Annotated in this window: 13 protein-coding genes and 1 tRNA gene; 4 read left to right on the forward strand and 10 right to left on the reverse strand. The window is 73.6% G+C overall.

The annotated features are described in order from the left end of the window. Positions 1–49 precede the first annotated feature (49 nt). Positions 50–1396: an IS110 family transposase gene (locus tag HJG43_11835; protein UER55113.1), complete on the forward strand. Its 1347-nt coding sequence runs from the start codon at positions 50–52 to the stop codon at positions 1394–1396. A 419-nt stretch (positions 1397–1815) separates the two neighbouring features. Here the strand turns inward: HJG43_11835 and HJG43_11840 are convergent, their stop codons facing one another. The 3 genes from HJG43_11840 to HJG43_11850 form a co-directional block, all read right to left on the reverse strand. Beyond that, complete coding sequence (locus tag HJG43_11840) at positions 1816–2793, reverse strand: ribose-phosphate diphosphokinase (GenBank protein UER55114.1); 978 nt, start codon at positions 2791–2793, stop codon at positions 1816–1818. Then, positions 2790–4259, reverse strand: coding sequence for a bifunctional UDP-N-acetylglucosamine diphosphorylase/glucosamine-1-phosphate N-acetyltransferase GlmU (glmU, locus tag HJG43_11845; protein ID UER55115.1), 1470 nt, complete (start codon positions 4257–4259; stop codon positions 2790–2792). Before glmU ends, HJG43_11840 begins: the two co-directional genes overlap by 4 nt. A 90-nt stretch (positions 4260–4349) precedes the next feature. Next, positions 4350–4424 (reverse strand) — tRNA-Gln (locus HJG43_11850). 161 nt (positions 4425–4585) lie between these two features. Here HJG43_11850 and HJG43_11855 point away from each other — a divergent pair. The 3 genes from HJG43_11855 to HJG43_11865 all read left to right on the forward strand — a co-directional run bounded on the left by HJG43_11855 (position 4586) and on the right by HJG43_11865 (position 7088). Continuing rightward, on the forward strand, positions 4586–5554 hold the full coding sequence (locus tag HJG43_11855) for an acyl-ACP desaturase (protein ID UER55116.1): 969 nt from the start codon (positions 4586–4588) through the stop codon (positions 5552–5554). 52 nt (positions 5555–5606) lie between these two features. Next, complete coding sequence (locus tag HJG43_11860; protein UER55936.1) at positions 5607–6206, forward strand: TetR/AcrR family transcriptional regulator; 600 nt, start codon at positions 5607–5609, stop codon at positions 6204–6206. A 75-nt stretch (positions 6207–6281) separates the two neighbouring features. Next, positions 6282–7088, forward strand: a complete 807-nt coding sequence (locus HJG43_11865) for a MarR family transcriptional regulator (protein ID UER55117.1) — start codon at positions 6282–6284, stop codon at positions 7086–7088. On the opposite strand, the gene HJG43_11870 is transcribed toward HJG43_11865, so the two are convergent. The 7 genes from HJG43_11870 to HJG43_11900 form a co-directional block, all read right to left on the reverse strand. After that, positions 7047–8222 carry a GGDEF domain-containing protein gene (locus HJG43_11870; protein ID UER55118.1) on the reverse strand — a complete coding sequence of 392 codons (1176 nt, stop codon included), beginning with the start codon at positions 8220–8222 and terminating at the stop codon, positions 7047–7049. The two genes, HJG43_11865 and HJG43_11870, sit on opposite strands and share 42 nt — an antisense overlap. Positions 8223–8297: 75 nt before the next feature. Continuing rightward, positions 8298–10139 carry an ABC-F family ATP-binding cassette domain-containing protein gene (locus HJG43_11875; protein UER55119.1) on the reverse strand — a complete coding sequence of 614 codons (1842 nt, stop codon included), beginning with the start codon at positions 10137–10139 and terminating at the stop codon, positions 8298–8300. A gap of 7 nt (positions 10140–10146) precedes the next feature. After that, on the reverse strand, positions 10147–11073 hold the full coding sequence (locus HJG43_11880; protein UER55120.1) for a 4-(cytidine 5'-diphospho)-2-C-methyl-D-erythritol kinase: 927 nt from the start codon (positions 11071–11073) through the stop codon (positions 10147–10149). A 9-nt stretch (positions 11074–11082) separates the two neighbouring features. Beyond that, positions 11083–11991, reverse strand: coding sequence for a 16S rRNA (adenine(1518)-N(6)/adenine(1519)-N(6))-dimethyltransferase RsmA (gene rsmA, locus HJG43_11885; protein ID UER55121.1), 909 nt, complete (start codon positions 11989–11991; stop codon positions 11083–11085). Next, on the reverse strand, positions 11955–13106 hold the full coding sequence (locus tag HJG43_11890; protein ID UER55122.1) for a DUF348 domain-containing protein: 1152 nt from the start codon (positions 13104–13106) through the stop codon (positions 11955–11957). Before HJG43_11890 ends, rsmA begins: the two co-directional genes overlap by 37 nt. 173 nt (positions 13107–13279) lie before the next feature. After that, the gene (locus HJG43_11895) at positions 13280–14173 is read right to left on the reverse strand and encodes a TatD family hydrolase (GenBank protein ID UER55123.1); all 894 of its coding nucleotides are present in this window, start codon (positions 14171–14173) and stop codon (positions 13280–13282) included. Next, a complete protein-coding gene (locus HJG43_11900) occupies positions 14170–15972 on the reverse strand; it encodes a methionine--tRNA ligase (protein ID UER55124.1) in 1803 nt (600 codons plus the stop codon). Before HJG43_11900 ends, HJG43_11895 begins: the two co-directional genes overlap by 4 nt. Positions 15973–15975 lie beyond the last annotated feature (3 nt).

Genomic DNA, 15975 nt, shown 5'->3' on the forward strand with positions numbered 1-15975 from the left:
GTACACGTCTCGGGCTTGGTGTCCCAACGCGATGAACAGGAGGACGTCCATGGGTAATGGTACGGGTTTGACTCGGGGTGATCGGCGGCGTAACGAGCGGCGGGCCCGGCTGCGTGCGGCGGTGCCGGCGTCGGCTGCGGTGGTGGGGGTTGATCTGGGGGAGGACACCCAGATGGTGGTGGTCACTGACCGGGACTGCCGGGTGCTGGCCCGGCGGGTGTTCAAGGGCAAGGCGTGGGAGCTGGGGCCGGTCCTGGACTGGGCGGTGCAGCAGGCTGCGCGGGCCGGGTTCACGGCGGTGACGTTGGCGTGTGAGCCGACCGGGTCACGGTGGATGGCGGTGCAGGACGCCGCCTTCGAGCGGGACCTGCTGGTGGTGTGTGTGCAGCCGCTGGCCGCGGCCCGGGCCCGGGAGGAGGAGGACTACACCCGGGACAAGTCCGACTACAAGGATGCGGTGCTGATCGCCCGGTTGGCCGGTGAGCTGCGCTGCTACGTCCCCGAACGTGTGGAGGAGCAGTGGGCGGTGCTGCGGCACCTCGGTCGCCGTCGTGGTGAGCTGATCACCCGGTCGACCCGGGCGGTGCTGCAGCTGCGTGACCTGCTCGCGGTGGGCTGGCCCACGGTCCTGACGGCGGCGAGCAAGCCGTTCGAGTCGATGACCTGGCAGGCGTCGGTGGCGGTGGTGCTGGACCGCTGCAACGGTGACCCGGCCCGGCTGCGGCGGATGGGCCTGGCCCGGTTCACCGACGCGGTGCGCCGTGAGCTGCCTCGTTGGGGTGGGCGCAAGATCCGCCGCCGGATCGTCGAGGGCGTGTTCGCCGCCCTCAACGACACCACCGGCGCGGTGGCCCGCCAGCGCGCCGGGGCGCTCAAACGCGCCGCCTGGGCGGTGGATGACCTGCGCGCCGCCCGCGCCCAGCAGCAGACCGTCGAGCAGGAGATGCTCACCGCCGTGGACGCCCTGGGCCTGAGTGACCCGCTGGCCTCGATCCCCGGGCTGTCCCTGCCGGCTGCCGCGCAGATCCTCGCCGAGGCCGGTGACCCGACCCGCTTCGACAGCGCACGGTCCCTGGTCAAGCACGCCGGGCTGAACCCGGTGGAGAACACCTCGGCCACCTTCCGCGGCCGCACCCGCACCTCCAAACGCGGCCGCCCCGGGCTGCGGCTGGCCGCCTGGCGTGCCACCTGGACGGTGATCCGGCACAACCCGGTCCTGGCCGCCCGCCACGCCCACCTGACCAGCCGCCAGCACAACCGGCTCACCCGCGCACAGGCCCACGTGGCCTGCGCCACGACCCTGCTGCGCTGGATCTACGCCGTCACCACCACCGGGCAGCGCTGGGACCCCCGGATCGCCGCCGGCCCCACCACCGAGGCCCCCATGGCCGCCTGACCAGCACACCCGCCGACCCCGGCGGGGCGAGCTCGCACCTTCGTAGAGGGGAAACCCTTCCACCTCGATGATCACCATGAGCAGCCCCGCCAGGCCGCCAGGGAACCTCACAAGCTCGCTTGAACGCTGTTGGGACCCCAAGCCCACTTGCCAGCTACGTAGAGACGAGGAACCCGACCCCGGCCACCCCCCCGGCGGGGACCCCACACACCACCAACAAGATCAACACGACCCAAGACCTTGACGTGAAACCTCTTACGCTGGTGATCATGCAGTCCCGCCACCCACCGGCCACCGTCCGGCTCGCAGAGTGCTGGGTTGGTGGCGCGACACGCCGGCCAGGCCGGGCCGAGGGCAGCATTCTGTGGTCGAAGTGCGGCTTCTGTGGTCGAAGTGCGGCCACCGTGAGGAGGTTCGGGTCAGGCGTTGCCCTCGAACAGGCTGGTGACCGAGCCGTCGTCGAACACCTCGCGGATGGCGCGGGCGATCAGCGGCGCGATCGACAGCGTGGTGAGCTGCGGGAAGCGCCGTTCCTCGGCGACCGGCAGCGTGTTCGTCACGATGACCTCGCTGACGGCGCTGTTCTTGAGCCGGTCGACCGCCGGGCCGGACAGCACCGCGTGGGTCGCTGCGACGACGATGTCCGCCGCGCCGTTGTCCTTGAGCGCCTCCGCCGCCTGCACGATGGTCCCGGCCGTGTCGATCATGTCGTCGACGAGCACGCAGGTGCGGCCCTCCACGTCCCCGACCAGCTCGTGCACCTTGACCTGGTTGGCCACGTTCGGGTCCCGCCGCTTGTGGATGATCGCCAGCGGTGCCCCGAGCCGGTCCGACCACAGGTCCGCCACCCGGACCCGGCCGGCGTCCGGGGAGACGATGGTGAGCCTGTTGCGGTCCACCCGGCTGCCGACGTAGTCGGCAAGCAGCGGCAGCGCCCACAGGTGGTCGACCGGCCCGTCGAAGTAGCCCTGGATCTGGGCGGCGTGCAGGTCGACGCTCATCAGCCGGTCGGCGCCCGCGGTGCGGAACATGTCGGCGATCAACCGGGCCGAGATCGGCTCCCGGCCGCGGTGCTTCTTGTCCTGCCGGGCGTAGCCGTAGAACGGGGCGACGACGGTGATCCGCTTGGCGGACGCGCGCTTCAGCGCGTCGACCATGAGCAGCTGCTCCATGATCCACTGGTTGATCGGGGCGCAGTGGCTCTGGATGACGAACGCGTCGGAGCCGCGAACGCTCTCCTGGAAGCGGACGTAGATCTCACCGTTGGCGAAGTCGTAGGCCGTCGTCGGCACGACCTCGACGCCGAGCGCGGCGGCGACCTCCTCGGTGAGCTCCGGGTGCGCCCGGCCCCCGATGAGCACGAGGCGCTTCTCCCCCGTCGTCGTGATACCCGTCATCCGGCCGCTCCCTCGTCGTCGGTGCTGCTGGTCGGCTCCGTGCCGCGGGCCCGGCGGGCCGCCTCGGCGGCCGGGGTGCCGGCGCGGCGGCGCTCCACCCAGCCCTCGATCGTGCGCTGCCGGCCGCGGGCCACCGCCATCGCCCCGGCGGGGACGTCCTCGGTGATGACGGAGCCGGCGGCGGTGTACGCCCCGTCCCCGATGGTGACCGGCGCGACGAGCATCGTGTCGCTGCCGATCCGGACGTGGTCACCGACGACGGTGCGGTGCTTGGCGACTCCGTCGTAGTTGACGAACACGGTGGCGCAGCCGATGTTCGACCCCTCGCCGATCTCCGCGTCCCCCACGTAGCTGAGGTGCGGGACCTTGGAGCCGGTGCCGATGACGGCGTTCTTCGTCTCGACGAAGGCACCGATCTTGCCGTCGGCACCCAGTCGGGTGCCGGGCCGCAGGTAGGAGAACGGGCCGACGGCGGCGCCCGGCCCGATCTCGGCGTCGCTGCCGTGGCTGCGCACGACGCTCGCCCCGGCACCGACCCGGACGCCGCTCAGCGTGGTGTCCGGCCCGACGCTCGCCCCGGTCTGCACCACCGTCCCGGCGTGCAGCTGGGTGCCGGGCAGCAGGACGACGTCCGGGGCCAGCTCGACGTCGACGTCCACCCACGTCGTCGCCGGGTCGACGACGGTGACCCCGGCCCGCATGTGCCGCTCGAGCAGCCGCCGGTTCAGCTCGGCACCCAGCCGGGCCAGCTGGACCCGGTCGTTGACCCCCTCGGTCTGCCACGCGTCGTCGACCCGGTGGGCGGCGACCCGCCGTCCGTCACCGCGGGCGATGCCCAGGACGTCGGTGAGGTACACCTCGCCCTGGGCGTTGTCCCGCCGGACGCGGCGCAGGGCGTCGGCCAGCACGGCGGCGTCGAAGGCGTAGATGCCCGAGTTGATCTCGCGCACGGCGAGCTGGTCGGAGGTCGCGTCCTTGTGCTCGACGATCGCGGCGACCGCGCCGTCCGCGTCGCGCACCACCCGGCCGTAACCAGTCGGGTCCTCCACCTCGGCAGTCACCACGGTCACCGCGTTGCCGGCGTCCTCGTGCGCGGCCACCAGGGCCGCGAGGGTGCTGGTCTCCAGCAGCGGGACGTCCCCGTAGGTGACGACGACGGTGCCGCTGAGGTCCCAGGGCAGGACGTCGAGACCGCAGCGGACGGCGCGGCCGGTCCCAGGGACGTCGTCCTGGTCGGCGACGAGCGCGCCCGGGTCGATCTCCATGACGTGGGCGGCCACCTGGTCCCGCTCGTGGCGGACGACGACGACGAGGTGCTCGGGATCGAGCCCGCGGGCGGCAGCCACCGCGTGGCCGAGCAGGGTCCGACCGGCGATCCGGTGCAGGACCTTCGGCGTCGACGACTTCATCCGGGTGCCCTCACCGGCGGCGAGGACGACGACGGCGGCCGGGCGGGACGCGCTCACGCGGCAGGGCTCCTCGGCGTTCGGCGGTGACGTCGACTGGTCATGCTACCGGCGGGCCGGTAACCCGCACGCCACCGGGACGTCACCGGCTGGCTCCCCCGCAAGGACTCGAACCCTGACCACCAGGACCAAAACCTGGTGTGCTGCCAGTTACACCACGGGGGACCGCCGGCGTGAGGGTACCGCCGGCGGTCAGGGGCGGGACGACGTCCGGTCGGCGTCCGGACTCGGCAAAGACTCCGCCGCAGGACTGGACAGGACCACCGCGCCCGTGGTTACGGTTACGTAGGCGCAACCAAGCCGACCTGTCGACCGAGAGAGCCGGGATGACTGCCCCTCCGCTGCACGACCCCGATGCCGACGCCACCCTGCAGTCGCGAATGCTGCTGGAGCTCGAGCCCGTCGTCGCCGAGAACCTCGAGCGCCACCTGCAGGTGGCCCGCGACTGGAACCCGCACGACTACGTGCCCTGGAGCGAGGGCCGCGACTTCGCGTTCCTCGGCGGCGAGGACTGGGTGCCGCAGGACTCACGGCTCGACCCGGTCGCCCGCACGGCGATGATCGTGAACCTGCTCACCGAGGACAACCTGCCCTCCTACCACCGGGAGATCTCCGAGCGGTTCACCCGGGACGCCGCGTGGGGAGAGTGGGTGGGCCGCTGGACGGCCGAGGAGGGCCGGCACGGGGTGGCCCTGCGGGACTACCTCGTGGTCACCCGCGGCGTCGACCCGGTGCAGCTCGAGCAGCTGCGGATGCAGCACATGAGCGCCGGCTACGACTCCGGCGAGCGCTCGATGCTGCGGACCCTCGCCTACGTCTCGTTCCAGGAGCTGGCGACCCGGGTGAGCCACCGCAACACCGGTCGGGCCACGGGCTGCCCGGTGGCCGAGCAGCTGCTGGCCCGGATCGCCGTCGACGAGAACCTCCACATGGTCTTCTACCGGAACCTCATGGCGGCGGCGTTCGACCGCGAGCCGGACGCCACGATGGAGGCGGTGCGGGACGAGGTCGCCGCGTTCGAGATGCCCGGTGCCGGGATGCCGAACTTCCGCCGCAACGCGATGACGATCGCGCTCGCCGGGATCTACGACCTGCGGCTGCACCACGACGAGGTGGTCCAACCGGTGCTGCGGTTCTGGAAGGTGTTCGACCGTGACGACCTCGGCCCGCGAGGGGAGGCGGCACGGGAGGACCTCGCTCGCCTCGTCGCCGACCTCGACGCCAGGGCCGCGACCTTCGTCGCCCGCCGGGAGGAGGCCGCGGCCCGACGGGCCGGGCGCACCGGCACGGCATGATGGGCGGGTGAGCCGCGACGACACGCCGACCCCCCGCCCGCCCCGGGCCCGGATGACCGGCAAGCAGCGCCGCGAGCAGCTGCTGGACATCGGCCGCAGGCTGTTCGCCGAGAAGGGCTACGAGGGGACCAGCGTCGAGGAGATCGCGGCCCGGGCACAGGTGTCCAAGCCGGTCGTGTACGAGCACTTCGGCGGCAAGGAGGGCCTGTACGCGGTGGTCGTGGACCGGGAGATCGAGACCCTGCTCGAGGGGATCACCGGGGCGCTGGTCAGCGAGGGGCACCCGCGCGAGCTGCTCGAGCGGGCAGCGCTGGCACTGCTCGACTACATCGAGGGCTCCACGGACGGCTTCCGCATCCTCGTCCGGGACTCTCCGGTGGCCCAGTCCACCGGAACCTTCGCCAGCCTCATCAGTGACGTCGCGAGCCAGGTCGAGCACATCCTCGTCGCCGAGTACAGACGGCGCGGCCTCGACGCCCGGACGGCGCCGATGTACGCCCAGATGCTCGTCGGCATGGTCGCCCTCACCGGGCAGTGGTGGCTCGACAACCGCAAGCCGAAGAAGGCGGACGTCGCCGCGCACCTGGTGAACCTAGCGTGGAACGGCCTGTCCGGGCTGGAGCCCAAGCCGGCGCTGTCGAGCCGCTCCTGACAGCGACCTCCGGGGACTCGCTTGCCCACGTCATGCCCGCACGACGTGGGCCGGGGGCCTCCGTCTGCCCACGTCATGCCCGCACGACGTGGGCCGGGGGCCTCCGTCTGCCCACGTCATGCCCGCACAACGTGGGCTGGGGCCTCCATCTGGCCACGTCATGCCCGCACAACGTGGGCTGGGGCCTCCATCTGGCCACGTCATGCCCGCACGACGTGGGCTGGGGCCTCCGTCTGGCCACGTCATGCCCGCAGGACGTGGGCTGGGGCCTCCGTCTGCCCGCGTCATGCCCGCACGACGTGGGCTGGGGCCTCCGTCTGGCCACGTCATGCCCGCAGGACGTGGGCTGGGGATCAGGGTGTCTTGACGTCGAGAGGCTACGCTGGCCGGGTGCCGCAGGACGAGGTCGACCGCATCGTCGCGGCCTGGCGGCGCGAGCGCCCCGACCTCGACGTCACCCCCCTCGGCGTCCTGTCCCGGGTCACCCGCCTCGCCCGCCACCTCGACCGGGCCCGCCGGGCCGCGTTCGCCCAGCACGACCTGGAGACCTGGGACTTCGACGTCCTGTCGGCGCTGCGACGCACCGGCCCCCCCTACCAGCTCTCCCCCGGACAGCTCGTGACCCAGACCCTCGTGACGAGCGGCACGATGACGCACCGGATCGACCGGCTCGCCGCCCGGGGCCTCGTCGAGCGCCACCGCGCAGCAGGTGACCGCCGCGGCGTCCTCGTCCAGCTGACGGACGCCGGGCTGGACCGGGTGGACGCCGCCCTCGCGGACCTGCTGGCGCGCGAGCACGAGCTGCTCGGCGACCTGTCCGCAGCAGAGCAGGAGACCCTGTCAGGGCTGCTGCGCCGGCTCGTCGCGCCGTTCGACTCCTGAACCGCCGTCTGCGGGGGTCACCCCGAGTTCGGTCCCGGCCAGCGACACCCCGGTGACCGGGGCGCGGGCCGCCGGAAGCCGCGTGCTGCGAACGGTGTCCCGACCGGACGACTTCGCCGCGTAGAGCAGCTCGTCGGCCTCGGCAACGAGGTCGGCCGCCGCAGTCCCCGACCGGTACTGGGCGACGCCGAAGCTTGCGGTGACGGGGACCCCCGACGACACCGTCCCCTCGGCCACCGCGGCGCGCATCCGCTCGGCCACGGCGACCGCGGCCTCGCGGTCGGTGTCCGGCAGGACGACGAGGAACTCCTCCCCGCCCCAGCGCCCGACGGCGTCCAGGGGCCGGGTGTGAGCGGCGACGGACCGGGCGACGTCGCGCAGGACCCCGTCGCCGGCGGCGTGCCCGTGGGTGTCGTTGACCTCCTTGAACCGGTCCAGGTCGAACAGGAGGACCGACATCGGACGACCGGCCCGGTCGGCCGAGGCCACGTTGCGCTCGAGGACCTCCTCGAGGTAGCGCCGGTTCGGCAGGCCGGTCAGCGAGTCGTGGTGGGCGAGCAGGCGCAGCCGCTCGGCCTCGAGCTGGATCCGGGCGGCCTCGTCCTTGTGCAGTGCCAGGGCGTGGACGAAGACCATCGTCACCATGAGGTACACCTCGTAGCGCACCAGCTCGATCACCGCCGACCAGTCGCCGGTCGCCGTCGCGGCCGGCACGAGCGCCGACAGGGACAGCACGGAGGACACCAGCGGCAGCATCACCGTTCGGCGCAGCGCCGCGGCGGTGTCGTGGACGACGTAGCCCAGCAGGGCGAGCAGCGGCAGGGTGATGAACGTCCACGGCGTGACCTGCTGCCAGCCGGCCACCGGGTCCCCCCCGTGCAGCTCGAAGCCGAGCCGCAGCAGCCACAGCAGGGAGACCGCGGCGAAGGTGGTCCGCTCCACCGCCCGGGTCAGGTCCGGGCGGTAGCGCAGCACCCACCCGGCTCCGAGCAGGTAGACCGCGAGAACCGGGTACGTGACCCCTACCACGTGGTCGTCGGCTCGCTGGGTGAGCCAGATGCCGATGATGGTCGGCACCCCGACGGCGATCCCGATGAGGTAGGCCCGACTGCGCCGGACCAGGCGCGTCGGCATGGCACCACCCCCTGGTCCCGCCCCGCTCCTCGGACCCGCCGATGGTAGACCGGCACACCACCGGAGGGAACCGGGTCACCCCGCGACGTCGGCCGCGGCCAGCCACTCCTCCTCGAGCCGGTCGCGCTCGGCGGCAAGCTCCCGCAGCCGGGCGTCGAGGGCCGTGACGGCCTCGTGGTCGGTCGCGGACGCCGCGAGCTCGGCGTGCAGCCGGGCCTCCCGCTCGGCGAGGCGGGACAGCTGCCGCTCGATCCGGGCCATCTCCTTGCGCGCAGCCCGGACCTCGGCCGCCGACGGTGCGGCGGCGGTACCAGTCCCACCAGTGTCCCCGCGGCCGGACGCCGCAGCCCCGCCGCCGCCGGCCAGGGCGGACGTCGCCGTCCCCGCGCGCAGGCGGCCACGGCGCAGGGCGAGGTACTCCTCGACCCCTCCGGGCAGGTCACGCAGGGTGCCGTCACCGAGCATCGCCAGCTCCCGGTCGGCGACCCGCTCGAGCAGGTAGCGGTCGTGGCTGACGACGACCAGGGTCCCAGCGAACCCGTCGAGGACGTCCTCGACCGCGGCCAGCGTGTCGGTGTCGAGGTCGTTCGTCGGCTCGTCGAGCAGCAGCACGTTCGGCGAGTCCATGAGCAGCCGTGCCAGCTGGAGCCGCCGGCGCTCACCGCCGGAGAGCTCCCCGACCGGTGTCCAGGCCCGCTCCCGGGTGAAGCCCAGCCGCTCGACCAGCTGCGCAGCCGTCACCTCCCGGCCGTCCACCTCGACCACCCGGCGCTCCCGCTCCACCGCCTCGAGGACCCGCAGGCCGGCGACCTCGTCGAGCTCGTGCAGGTCCTGGCTGAGGAGCGCCATCCGCACCGTCCGTCCCCGGCGGACCCGACCGGCGTCCGGGGTCAGCTCGCCGGTGACCAGCCGCAGCAGGGTCGTCTTGCCCGACCCGTTGGCGCCCACGACCCCGACCCGGTCGCCTGGCCCGAGCCGCCACGTCACGTCGTCCAGCAGCACCCGGCCGCCGACCGAGTAGGTGACCCCCTCGAGGTCGACGACGTCCTTGCCGAGCCGGGCGCTCGCCGTGCGCTGCAGGACCAGCGGGTCCCGCGGCGGCGGCTCGTCGGCGACGAGCGCGGCGGCCGCGTCGAGGCGGAAGCGGGGCTTGGACGTCCGGGCCGGGGCGCCTCGGCGCAGCCAGGCGAGCTCCTTGCGCAAGAGGTTCGCCCGCCGCTGGGCCGCGGCCGCCGCGGTCCGGGCCCGCTCCGCGCGGGCCAGCACGTAGGCGGCGTACCCGCCGTCGTAGAGGTCGACGGTGCCGTCGTGCACCTCCCAGGTGCGCTCGACGACCGCGTCGAGGAACCAGCGGTCGTGGGTGACGACGACGAGGGCTCCACGGCCGGCCGGCCACCGTTCACGCAGGTGCGCGGCCAGCCAGGCGACCCCGTCGACGTCCAGGTGGTTGGTCGGCTCGTCGAGCAGCAGGACGTCGTGGTCGCCGGCGAGCAGGTGGGCCAGGGCGACCCGTCGCCGCTGGCCCCCGGACAGCAGCCGCACCGGTGCCTCGACCCCGCCCGGGACGTCGGCCTCGACGTCCCCCAGCAGCCCGTCGAGCACGTCCCGGACCCGCGGGTCGGACGCCCACACGTGCTCGGGCCCGGACCCGACCACGGCCTGGCGGACGCTGAGGTCACCGTCGACGGCGTCCTGCTGGGTGAGCCGGCCGACGCGCAGGCCCCCGGTGTGGGTGACCCGACCGGCGTCCGGGACAAGGTCACGGGCGAGCAGCCGCAGCAGGGTGGACTTGCCGTCCCCGTTGCGGCCGACGACCCCGACCCGGTCCCCGTCGTCGAGCCCGACCGAGACGCCGTCGAGCAGGGCGCGTGCCCCGGCGTGGACGGTGACGTCCTCGACGTTGAGCAGGTGTGCCACGACGACCTCAGTGCAGGACGACGGGTTCGACCACCCGGGCGCCGGGCACCGGCCCACGCACCCGGCCCACGCTGCGGACGGCCCCGGACGCAGTGAGCGCGACCGACAGGTCCAGGGCGTGCTCGGCGTCGCGGACGAGGAACGCGACGGTCGGTCCCGACCCGGACACGACACCGCCCAGCGCGCCGTAGTCGCTGCCCACCTCGAGAACCCGCTCCAGGTCCGGCAGCAGGTTGACGGCGGCCGGCTGCAGGTCGTTGCTGAGGGAGGCGCCCAGGGCCTGGGCGTCGCCGGAGCGCAGAGCCTGCATCATCGCGGCCGGGACGCGCGGCTCCGGCAGCGCCCGGCCGGCGCGCAGCCGGTCGCACTCGGCGTACACCTCGGCGGTGGACAGCCGCGCCGGGGACAGCGCCAGGACCCAGTGGTACTCGCCTCGGGCCAGCGCGGGGGTCAACCGGTCCCCGCGGTCGGTGCCCAGTGCCGTCCCGCCGACGAGGCAGAACGGCACGTCGGCGCCGAGCTCGCCGCCCAGCTCGCCCAGCGCGTCCCGGGACAGACCTGTCTGCCACAGCGCGTCGCAGGCGACGAGAGTGGCCGCGGCGTCGGCGGAGCCACCGGCGAGCCCGGCCGCCACCGGCACCTTCTTGGTGACGGTGAGCCGGACGGCGGGGTCCACCCCGGTGCGCTCGGCGAGCAGGGCCGCGGCCCGTAGCGCGAGGTTGTCGGGCCCGGTCGGGACGCCGTCGGCGTACTCGCCGCGGACGACGACCTCGAGCCCGTCGGCCGGCTCGGCGAGGACGTCCTCGTACAGGGACACGGCGTGGAACACGGTGGCGAGGTCGTGGTACCCGTCCGGGCGGACGGCCCCGACCGCGAGCGCGAGGTTCACCTTGGCGGGTGCCCGGGCGGCGACCTGCGGCGACGACCTCGACATGCCCCGACCCTAGGGGACCAGTAGGAGCCGGGCGTCCGCGACCGCTGCGAACTCGGCGACCCCGAGCCGCTCGCCGCGGTCGGCCGGGTCCACGCCGGCGGCCCGCAGCACCCGCTCGGCCGCAGCGGCCGAGCCGGCCCAGCCGGCCAGCGCGGCGCGCAACGTCTTGCGGCGCTGGGCGAACGCGGCGTCGACGACGGCGAACACCGCCTCGCGTCCGGCGCGGCTGGCAGGTGGCTCACGGCGGGTGAGCCGCACCAGCGCGGAGTCCACGTTGGGCACCGGCCAGAACACGCTGCGCGGGACCGCCCCGGCGAGTCGGACGTCGGCGTACCAGGCGGCCTTGACCGTCGGCACGCCGTAGGTGCGGCTCCCGGGGGCCGCGGCGAGCCGGTGGGCGACCTCGGCCTGGACCATGACGAGCGCCCCGGTGAGGGTGCCGAACCGTTCGAGCATCGTCAGCAGCACCGGGACAGCGACGTTGTACGGCAGGTTGGCCACCAGGTGGGTGGGGGCCGGGCCGGGCAGGTCCCGGACGTCGAGGGCGTCGGCGGCGACCACCTCGAGCCGGTCGGCGAGGTCGGGTCGGCGCTCGGCGACGGTCCGCGGCAGTGCCCCAGCCAGGACGGGGTCGACCTCGACGGCGACGACCCGCCGAGCGGCCGCCAGCAGGCCGAGGGTGAGCGACCCGAGGCCGGGACCGACCTCGACGACGACGTCGTGCGGCCCGACGTCCGCGGTCCGTACGATCCGCCGGACGGTGTTGGCGTCCACGACGAAGTTCTGCCCGAGCGTCTTGGTCGGCCGGACGCCGAGACGGCCTGCCAGGGCCCGCACGTCGGCGGGCCCGAGCAGGCCGTCGGGTACCGGGGGGTGGGCGCTCAGCGCAGCCCCAGCTTGGCGGAGCAGGACGGCCACGCGCCCCAGCCCTGCTGCGCCCGGAGCCGCTCGCCCATCTGGATCTGGGTGGCACGGGAGGCCTCGTGCGGGTACCCGGTGCCGCCCACCGCGCGCCACGACGACAGCGAGAACTGCAGGCCGCCGTAGTAGCCGTTGCCGGAGTTGATGGACCAGTTGCCGCCGGACTCGCACTGCGCCAGCCGGTCCCAGACCGAGCCGGAGGCGACGGCGGGCGCGGACGACGTCGAGGCCGAGGTCCTCGCGGTGCTGGTCGCCCGCTCCTTGGTGCCGACGAGGACGACCTGCGGGGTCGGCTCGGTCGTCACCTCCTCCGAGACGAGCTTCTTGCCGATCTCGGTGCCGTTGGCAAAGACCTTTTCGTAGGTGAGGGTGCGGACGCCGGCGACGCCCTTCTGGGTGACCTTCTTCTGGCCGCTGTAGAGATCGTCGGTGCGCCGCTCCTCGCTCGGGAAGGCGATCGCCTTCTCCTCCACGAGGGCGTCGGTGGTGATCCGGGTGACGGCGACCGTCAGGCCGTCGGTGACGGGCGTGTCGGCCGGCAGCGAGAGCAGGTCCCGCTCCCCGACGGTGACACCGATCTCCTCCAGCAGCGCGCCGACGTCCGGCGCGTGGGTCTGCGCGGCGATCATCTCGCCGTCCACGGCGACCTGGACGCTGCGCGGGGTGGTGAGCTCGACCTCCAGGCCGTCACGGCCAAGACCGGTGGAGCGGGAGGCGGAGAGCACGGCCCGGTCGGCGCGCACGTCCAGGTCTTCGAGGGCCTCGCCGAGGGTCAGGGCGTGCGTCCAGTAGGTCTCGGTGTCGCCGTCCACGGTGAGGGTGAGCTCGCGGGCGAGCCGGACGACGACGCGCTCGCCGTCCTCGACCTCCTCCCGGGGACCGGGGACGACGATGTCGCGCTCGGTCACCTCGAGGTCGGCGGCCTCCAGGACGTCGGCCACGGTGTCACCGTAGGCGCGGACCTCCTGGGTCTCGCCGTCGACGGTCAGCTGCACGGTGGTGTCGGCGGTGGCGAAGGACGCGGTGCCGGCCACGAGAGCGGCGACGACGCCAGCCTGGCCCGCGACCCGGGCGCGACGGCGCGTCAGGCGAGCGGTGGGGAGCTTGGGCACGATGAGGTGTTCCAGTCATTCAGAGTTCCGGGGGGATCCCCGGCGGGCCGCCCGACCGTAACCGGATCGAGACCTGCGAGTCGAACCCGAACGGTTGACTTGACGGGGTTTTTGCCTCCCATGGGGTTTCTCCGTGACCGCGGTCGCCGCCCGGATGACCTACGACGTGACCGTCACCACGTTCCGTAGACCTCCGTGGTCGCGCGGTCCAGCCGCAGGCACATCTCGGTCACCGACAGTCCCAGCACGTCGGCCATCACCCGGGCGGTGTGGGGCACGAGGTGGCTGGCGTTCGGTCGGCCCCGGTGCGGCACCGGGGTGAGGTACGGCGCGTCCGTCTCGACCAGCACCCTCTCGGGGCCGGCGGCCGCGAGCGCCTCGCGCAGGCCTGCGGCGTTGCGGAACGTGACGGTCCCGGCGAACGAGAGGTACCAGCCGTTGCGGACGCACGTGCGGGCCAGGTCCGCGTCGCCGGAGAAGCAGTGCAGGACGGTGCGTGGTGGCGCTCCGGCGTCGGCGAGCACCCGGAGCACGTCGGCGTGCGCGTCGCGGTCGTGGATCTGCAGCACCCGGTCCGTGCGCCGGGCCATCTCGATGTGCGCCCGGAACGACTCCTCCTGGGCGGCTAGCGCGGCGTCGTCGTCGGGGTCGGTGCGGTAGTGGTCGAGCCCGGTCTCCCCGACCACCCGCACGCGCGGCTGACCGGCCAGCCGCTCGATCTCGGCGAGCGCCTCGTCGAGCAGGCCCTCGCGGGCCAGCCGCGGCGCCTCGTTGGGGTGCACGGCGACGCCACCGATCAGCCGGGGGTGGCGGCGGACGGCCTCGACGGTCCAGCGGGCGGCCGGCAGGTCGCAGCCGATCTGCACGGTCCGGTCCACGCCCACCGCCTCGGCCGCGTCGAGCAGGGCGGTGACCTCCTCGTCGGTGGGGAACCGCCGGCCCGGCCCGTCGTCGTCCCGCAGGGCGCCGGGGATGTCGAGGTGCGTGTGGTTGTCGGCGACTGGCGAGGGCAGCGGCTCCGGCAGCGGGGGGTACCCGGGTGGTGCGGTGGTCACGGCCCGGTTCACCCGGAGGCCCTCTCCTGCAGGCGCTGCAGCTCCTCGGCGACGACGGACTCGTCCAGCTTGCGGAAGATCGGGGACGGCGGGCCGACCGGCGTCCCGGGCACGACCGGGGTGCTGCCCCACGGGGGCTGGTCCCGGTAGTCGCCGGTGATCACCGGGTAGCCGGGGCCGCCGTCGAGGTCGTCGACCTCGTCGATGCGGGGCATCGGCTGGAACACGCCGGTCCCGCCGAGGGCCTCGTGGACCTGCTGGCTGCTGTGCGGCAGGAACGGGGCGAGCAGCCGGTTGCAGTCGCTGACCGCCTGGGCGGCGACGTGCAGCACGGTGCGCATCCGCTCGGGGTCGCTGGTCCGCAGCTTCCACGGTGCCTGGTCGGACAGGTACCGGTTGGCCTCGCCTGCGGCGCGCATCGCCTCGGTGACGGCCTGCTTCTGCCGGTGGCTGCCGATGAGCTCGCCGACCGGCGCGAAGGCTCCCCGGACGGCGCGCAGCACCTGGTGGTCGGCGTCGGTGAGGGTGCCGGGCTCGGGGATGCTGCCGACGTTCGTGTGAATGAGGTTGGCGGTCCGGTTGACGAGGTTGCCCCAGGTGCTGACGAGCTCGTCGTTGGTCCGGCGCCGGAACTCCGCCCAGGTGAAGTCGGTGTCCTGGTTCTCCGGGCCGGCGACCGCGATGAAGTACCGCAGCGCGTCGGGCTGGTAGCGGGCGAGCATGTCCCGCACGTAGATGACGACGCCGCGGCTGGAGGAGAACTTGCCGCCCTCCATGGTGAGGAACTCGCTGGAGACGACCTCGGTGGGCAGCTGCAGCTCGCCGTACTCCCCCGGCGTGCCGCCCCGCGCGCCCCGGCCGTTGTAGCCGAGCAGCTGGGCCGGCCAGATCTGGCTGTGGAAGGTGATGTTGTCCTTGCCCATGAAGTAGTAGGACCGGGCCGTCGGGTCGTTCCACCACCGGCGCCACGCGTCGGGGTCGCCGCCGCGGCGGGCCCACTCGATGGACGCCGACAGGTAGCCGATCACCGCGTCGAACCACACGTAGAGCCGCTTGGCCGGGTTGTCCTGCCAGCCGGGCAGCGGCACCGGGATGCCCCAGTCGATGTCCCGGGTCATCGCCCGCGGCCGGACGTCCTCGAGCAGGTTCATGGAGAACCGGATGACGTTGGGCCGCCACGTGCCGGTGGCAGCCCGGTCCTGCAGCCACGCGCCGAGGGCGTCGGCCAGCGCGGGCAGGTCGAGGAAGAAGTGCTGGGTCTCGACGAACTCGGGCCGCTCACCGTTGATCCGGCTGCGCGGGTTGCGCAGGTCGACCGGGTCGAGCTGGTTGCCGCAGTTGTCGCACTGGTCGCCGCGGGCGCCGTCATAGCCGCAGATCGGGCAGGTGCCTTCGATGAACCGGTCCGGCAGGGTGCGCCCGGTGGACGGCGAGATCGCGCCCTTCGTCGTCCGCTCCACCATGTACCCGTTGCGGTGCAGGGTGCGGAAGAGCTCCTGGGCGACCGCGTAGTGGTTGCGGGTCGTCGTCCGGGTGAACAGGTCGTAGGACAGGCCGAGGGCGTGCAGGTCCTCGACGATGACCCGGTTGTAGCGGTCGGCGAGCTCCCGCGCGGTGACCCCCTGCCGGTCCGCCTCGACGAGGATCGGCGTCCCGTGCTCGTCGGTGCCCGAGACCATGAGGACGTCGTGACCGGCCATCCGCATGTACCGGCTGAACACGTCGGAGGGCACGCCGAATCCGGCGACGTGGCCGATGTGGCGGGGGCCGTTGGCGTACGGCCAGGCGACGGCGGACAGCACGGAGGTCATGCC

It is taken from the genome of Kineosporiaceae bacterium SCSIO 59966, from assembly GCA_020881835.1.
GTDB lineage: Bacteria > Actinomycetota > Actinomycetes > Actinomycetales > SCSIO-59966 > SCSIO-59966.

Bases quoted from the DNA above. Each gene is read 5' to 3' on its own strand.
- HJG43_11840 (UER55114.1), bottom strand. From the start codon at position 2,793: ATGACGGGTATCACGACGACGGGGGAGAAGCGCCTCGTGCTCATCGGG.
- HJG43_11855 (UER55116.1), top strand. From the start codon at position 4,586: ATGACTGCCCCTCCGCTGCACGACCCCGATGCCGACGCCACCCTGCAG.
- HJG43_11900 (UER55124.1), bottom strand. From the start codon at position 15,972: ATGACCTCCGTGCTGTCCGCCGTCGCCTGGCCGTACGCCAACGGCCCC.
- HJG43_11880 (UER55120.1), bottom strand. From the start codon at position 11,073: ATGTCGAGGTCGTCGCCGCAGGTCGCCGCCCGGGCACCCGCCAAGGTG.
- HJG43_11865 (UER55117.1), top strand. From the start codon at position 6,282: ATGCCCGCACGACGTGGGCCGGGGGCCTCCGTCTGCCCACGTCATGCC.
- HJG43_11835 (UER55113.1), top strand. From the start codon at position 50: ATGGGTAATGGTACGGGTTTGACTCGGGGTGATCGGCGGCGTAACGAG.
- HJG43_11870 (UER55118.1), bottom strand. From the start codon at position 8,222: ATGCCGACGCGCCTGGTCCGGCGCAGTCGGGCCTACCTCATCGGGATC.
- HJG43_11860 (UER55936.1), top strand. From the start codon at position 5,607: ATGACCGGCAAGCAGCGCCGCGAGCAGCTGCTGGACATCGGCCGCAGG.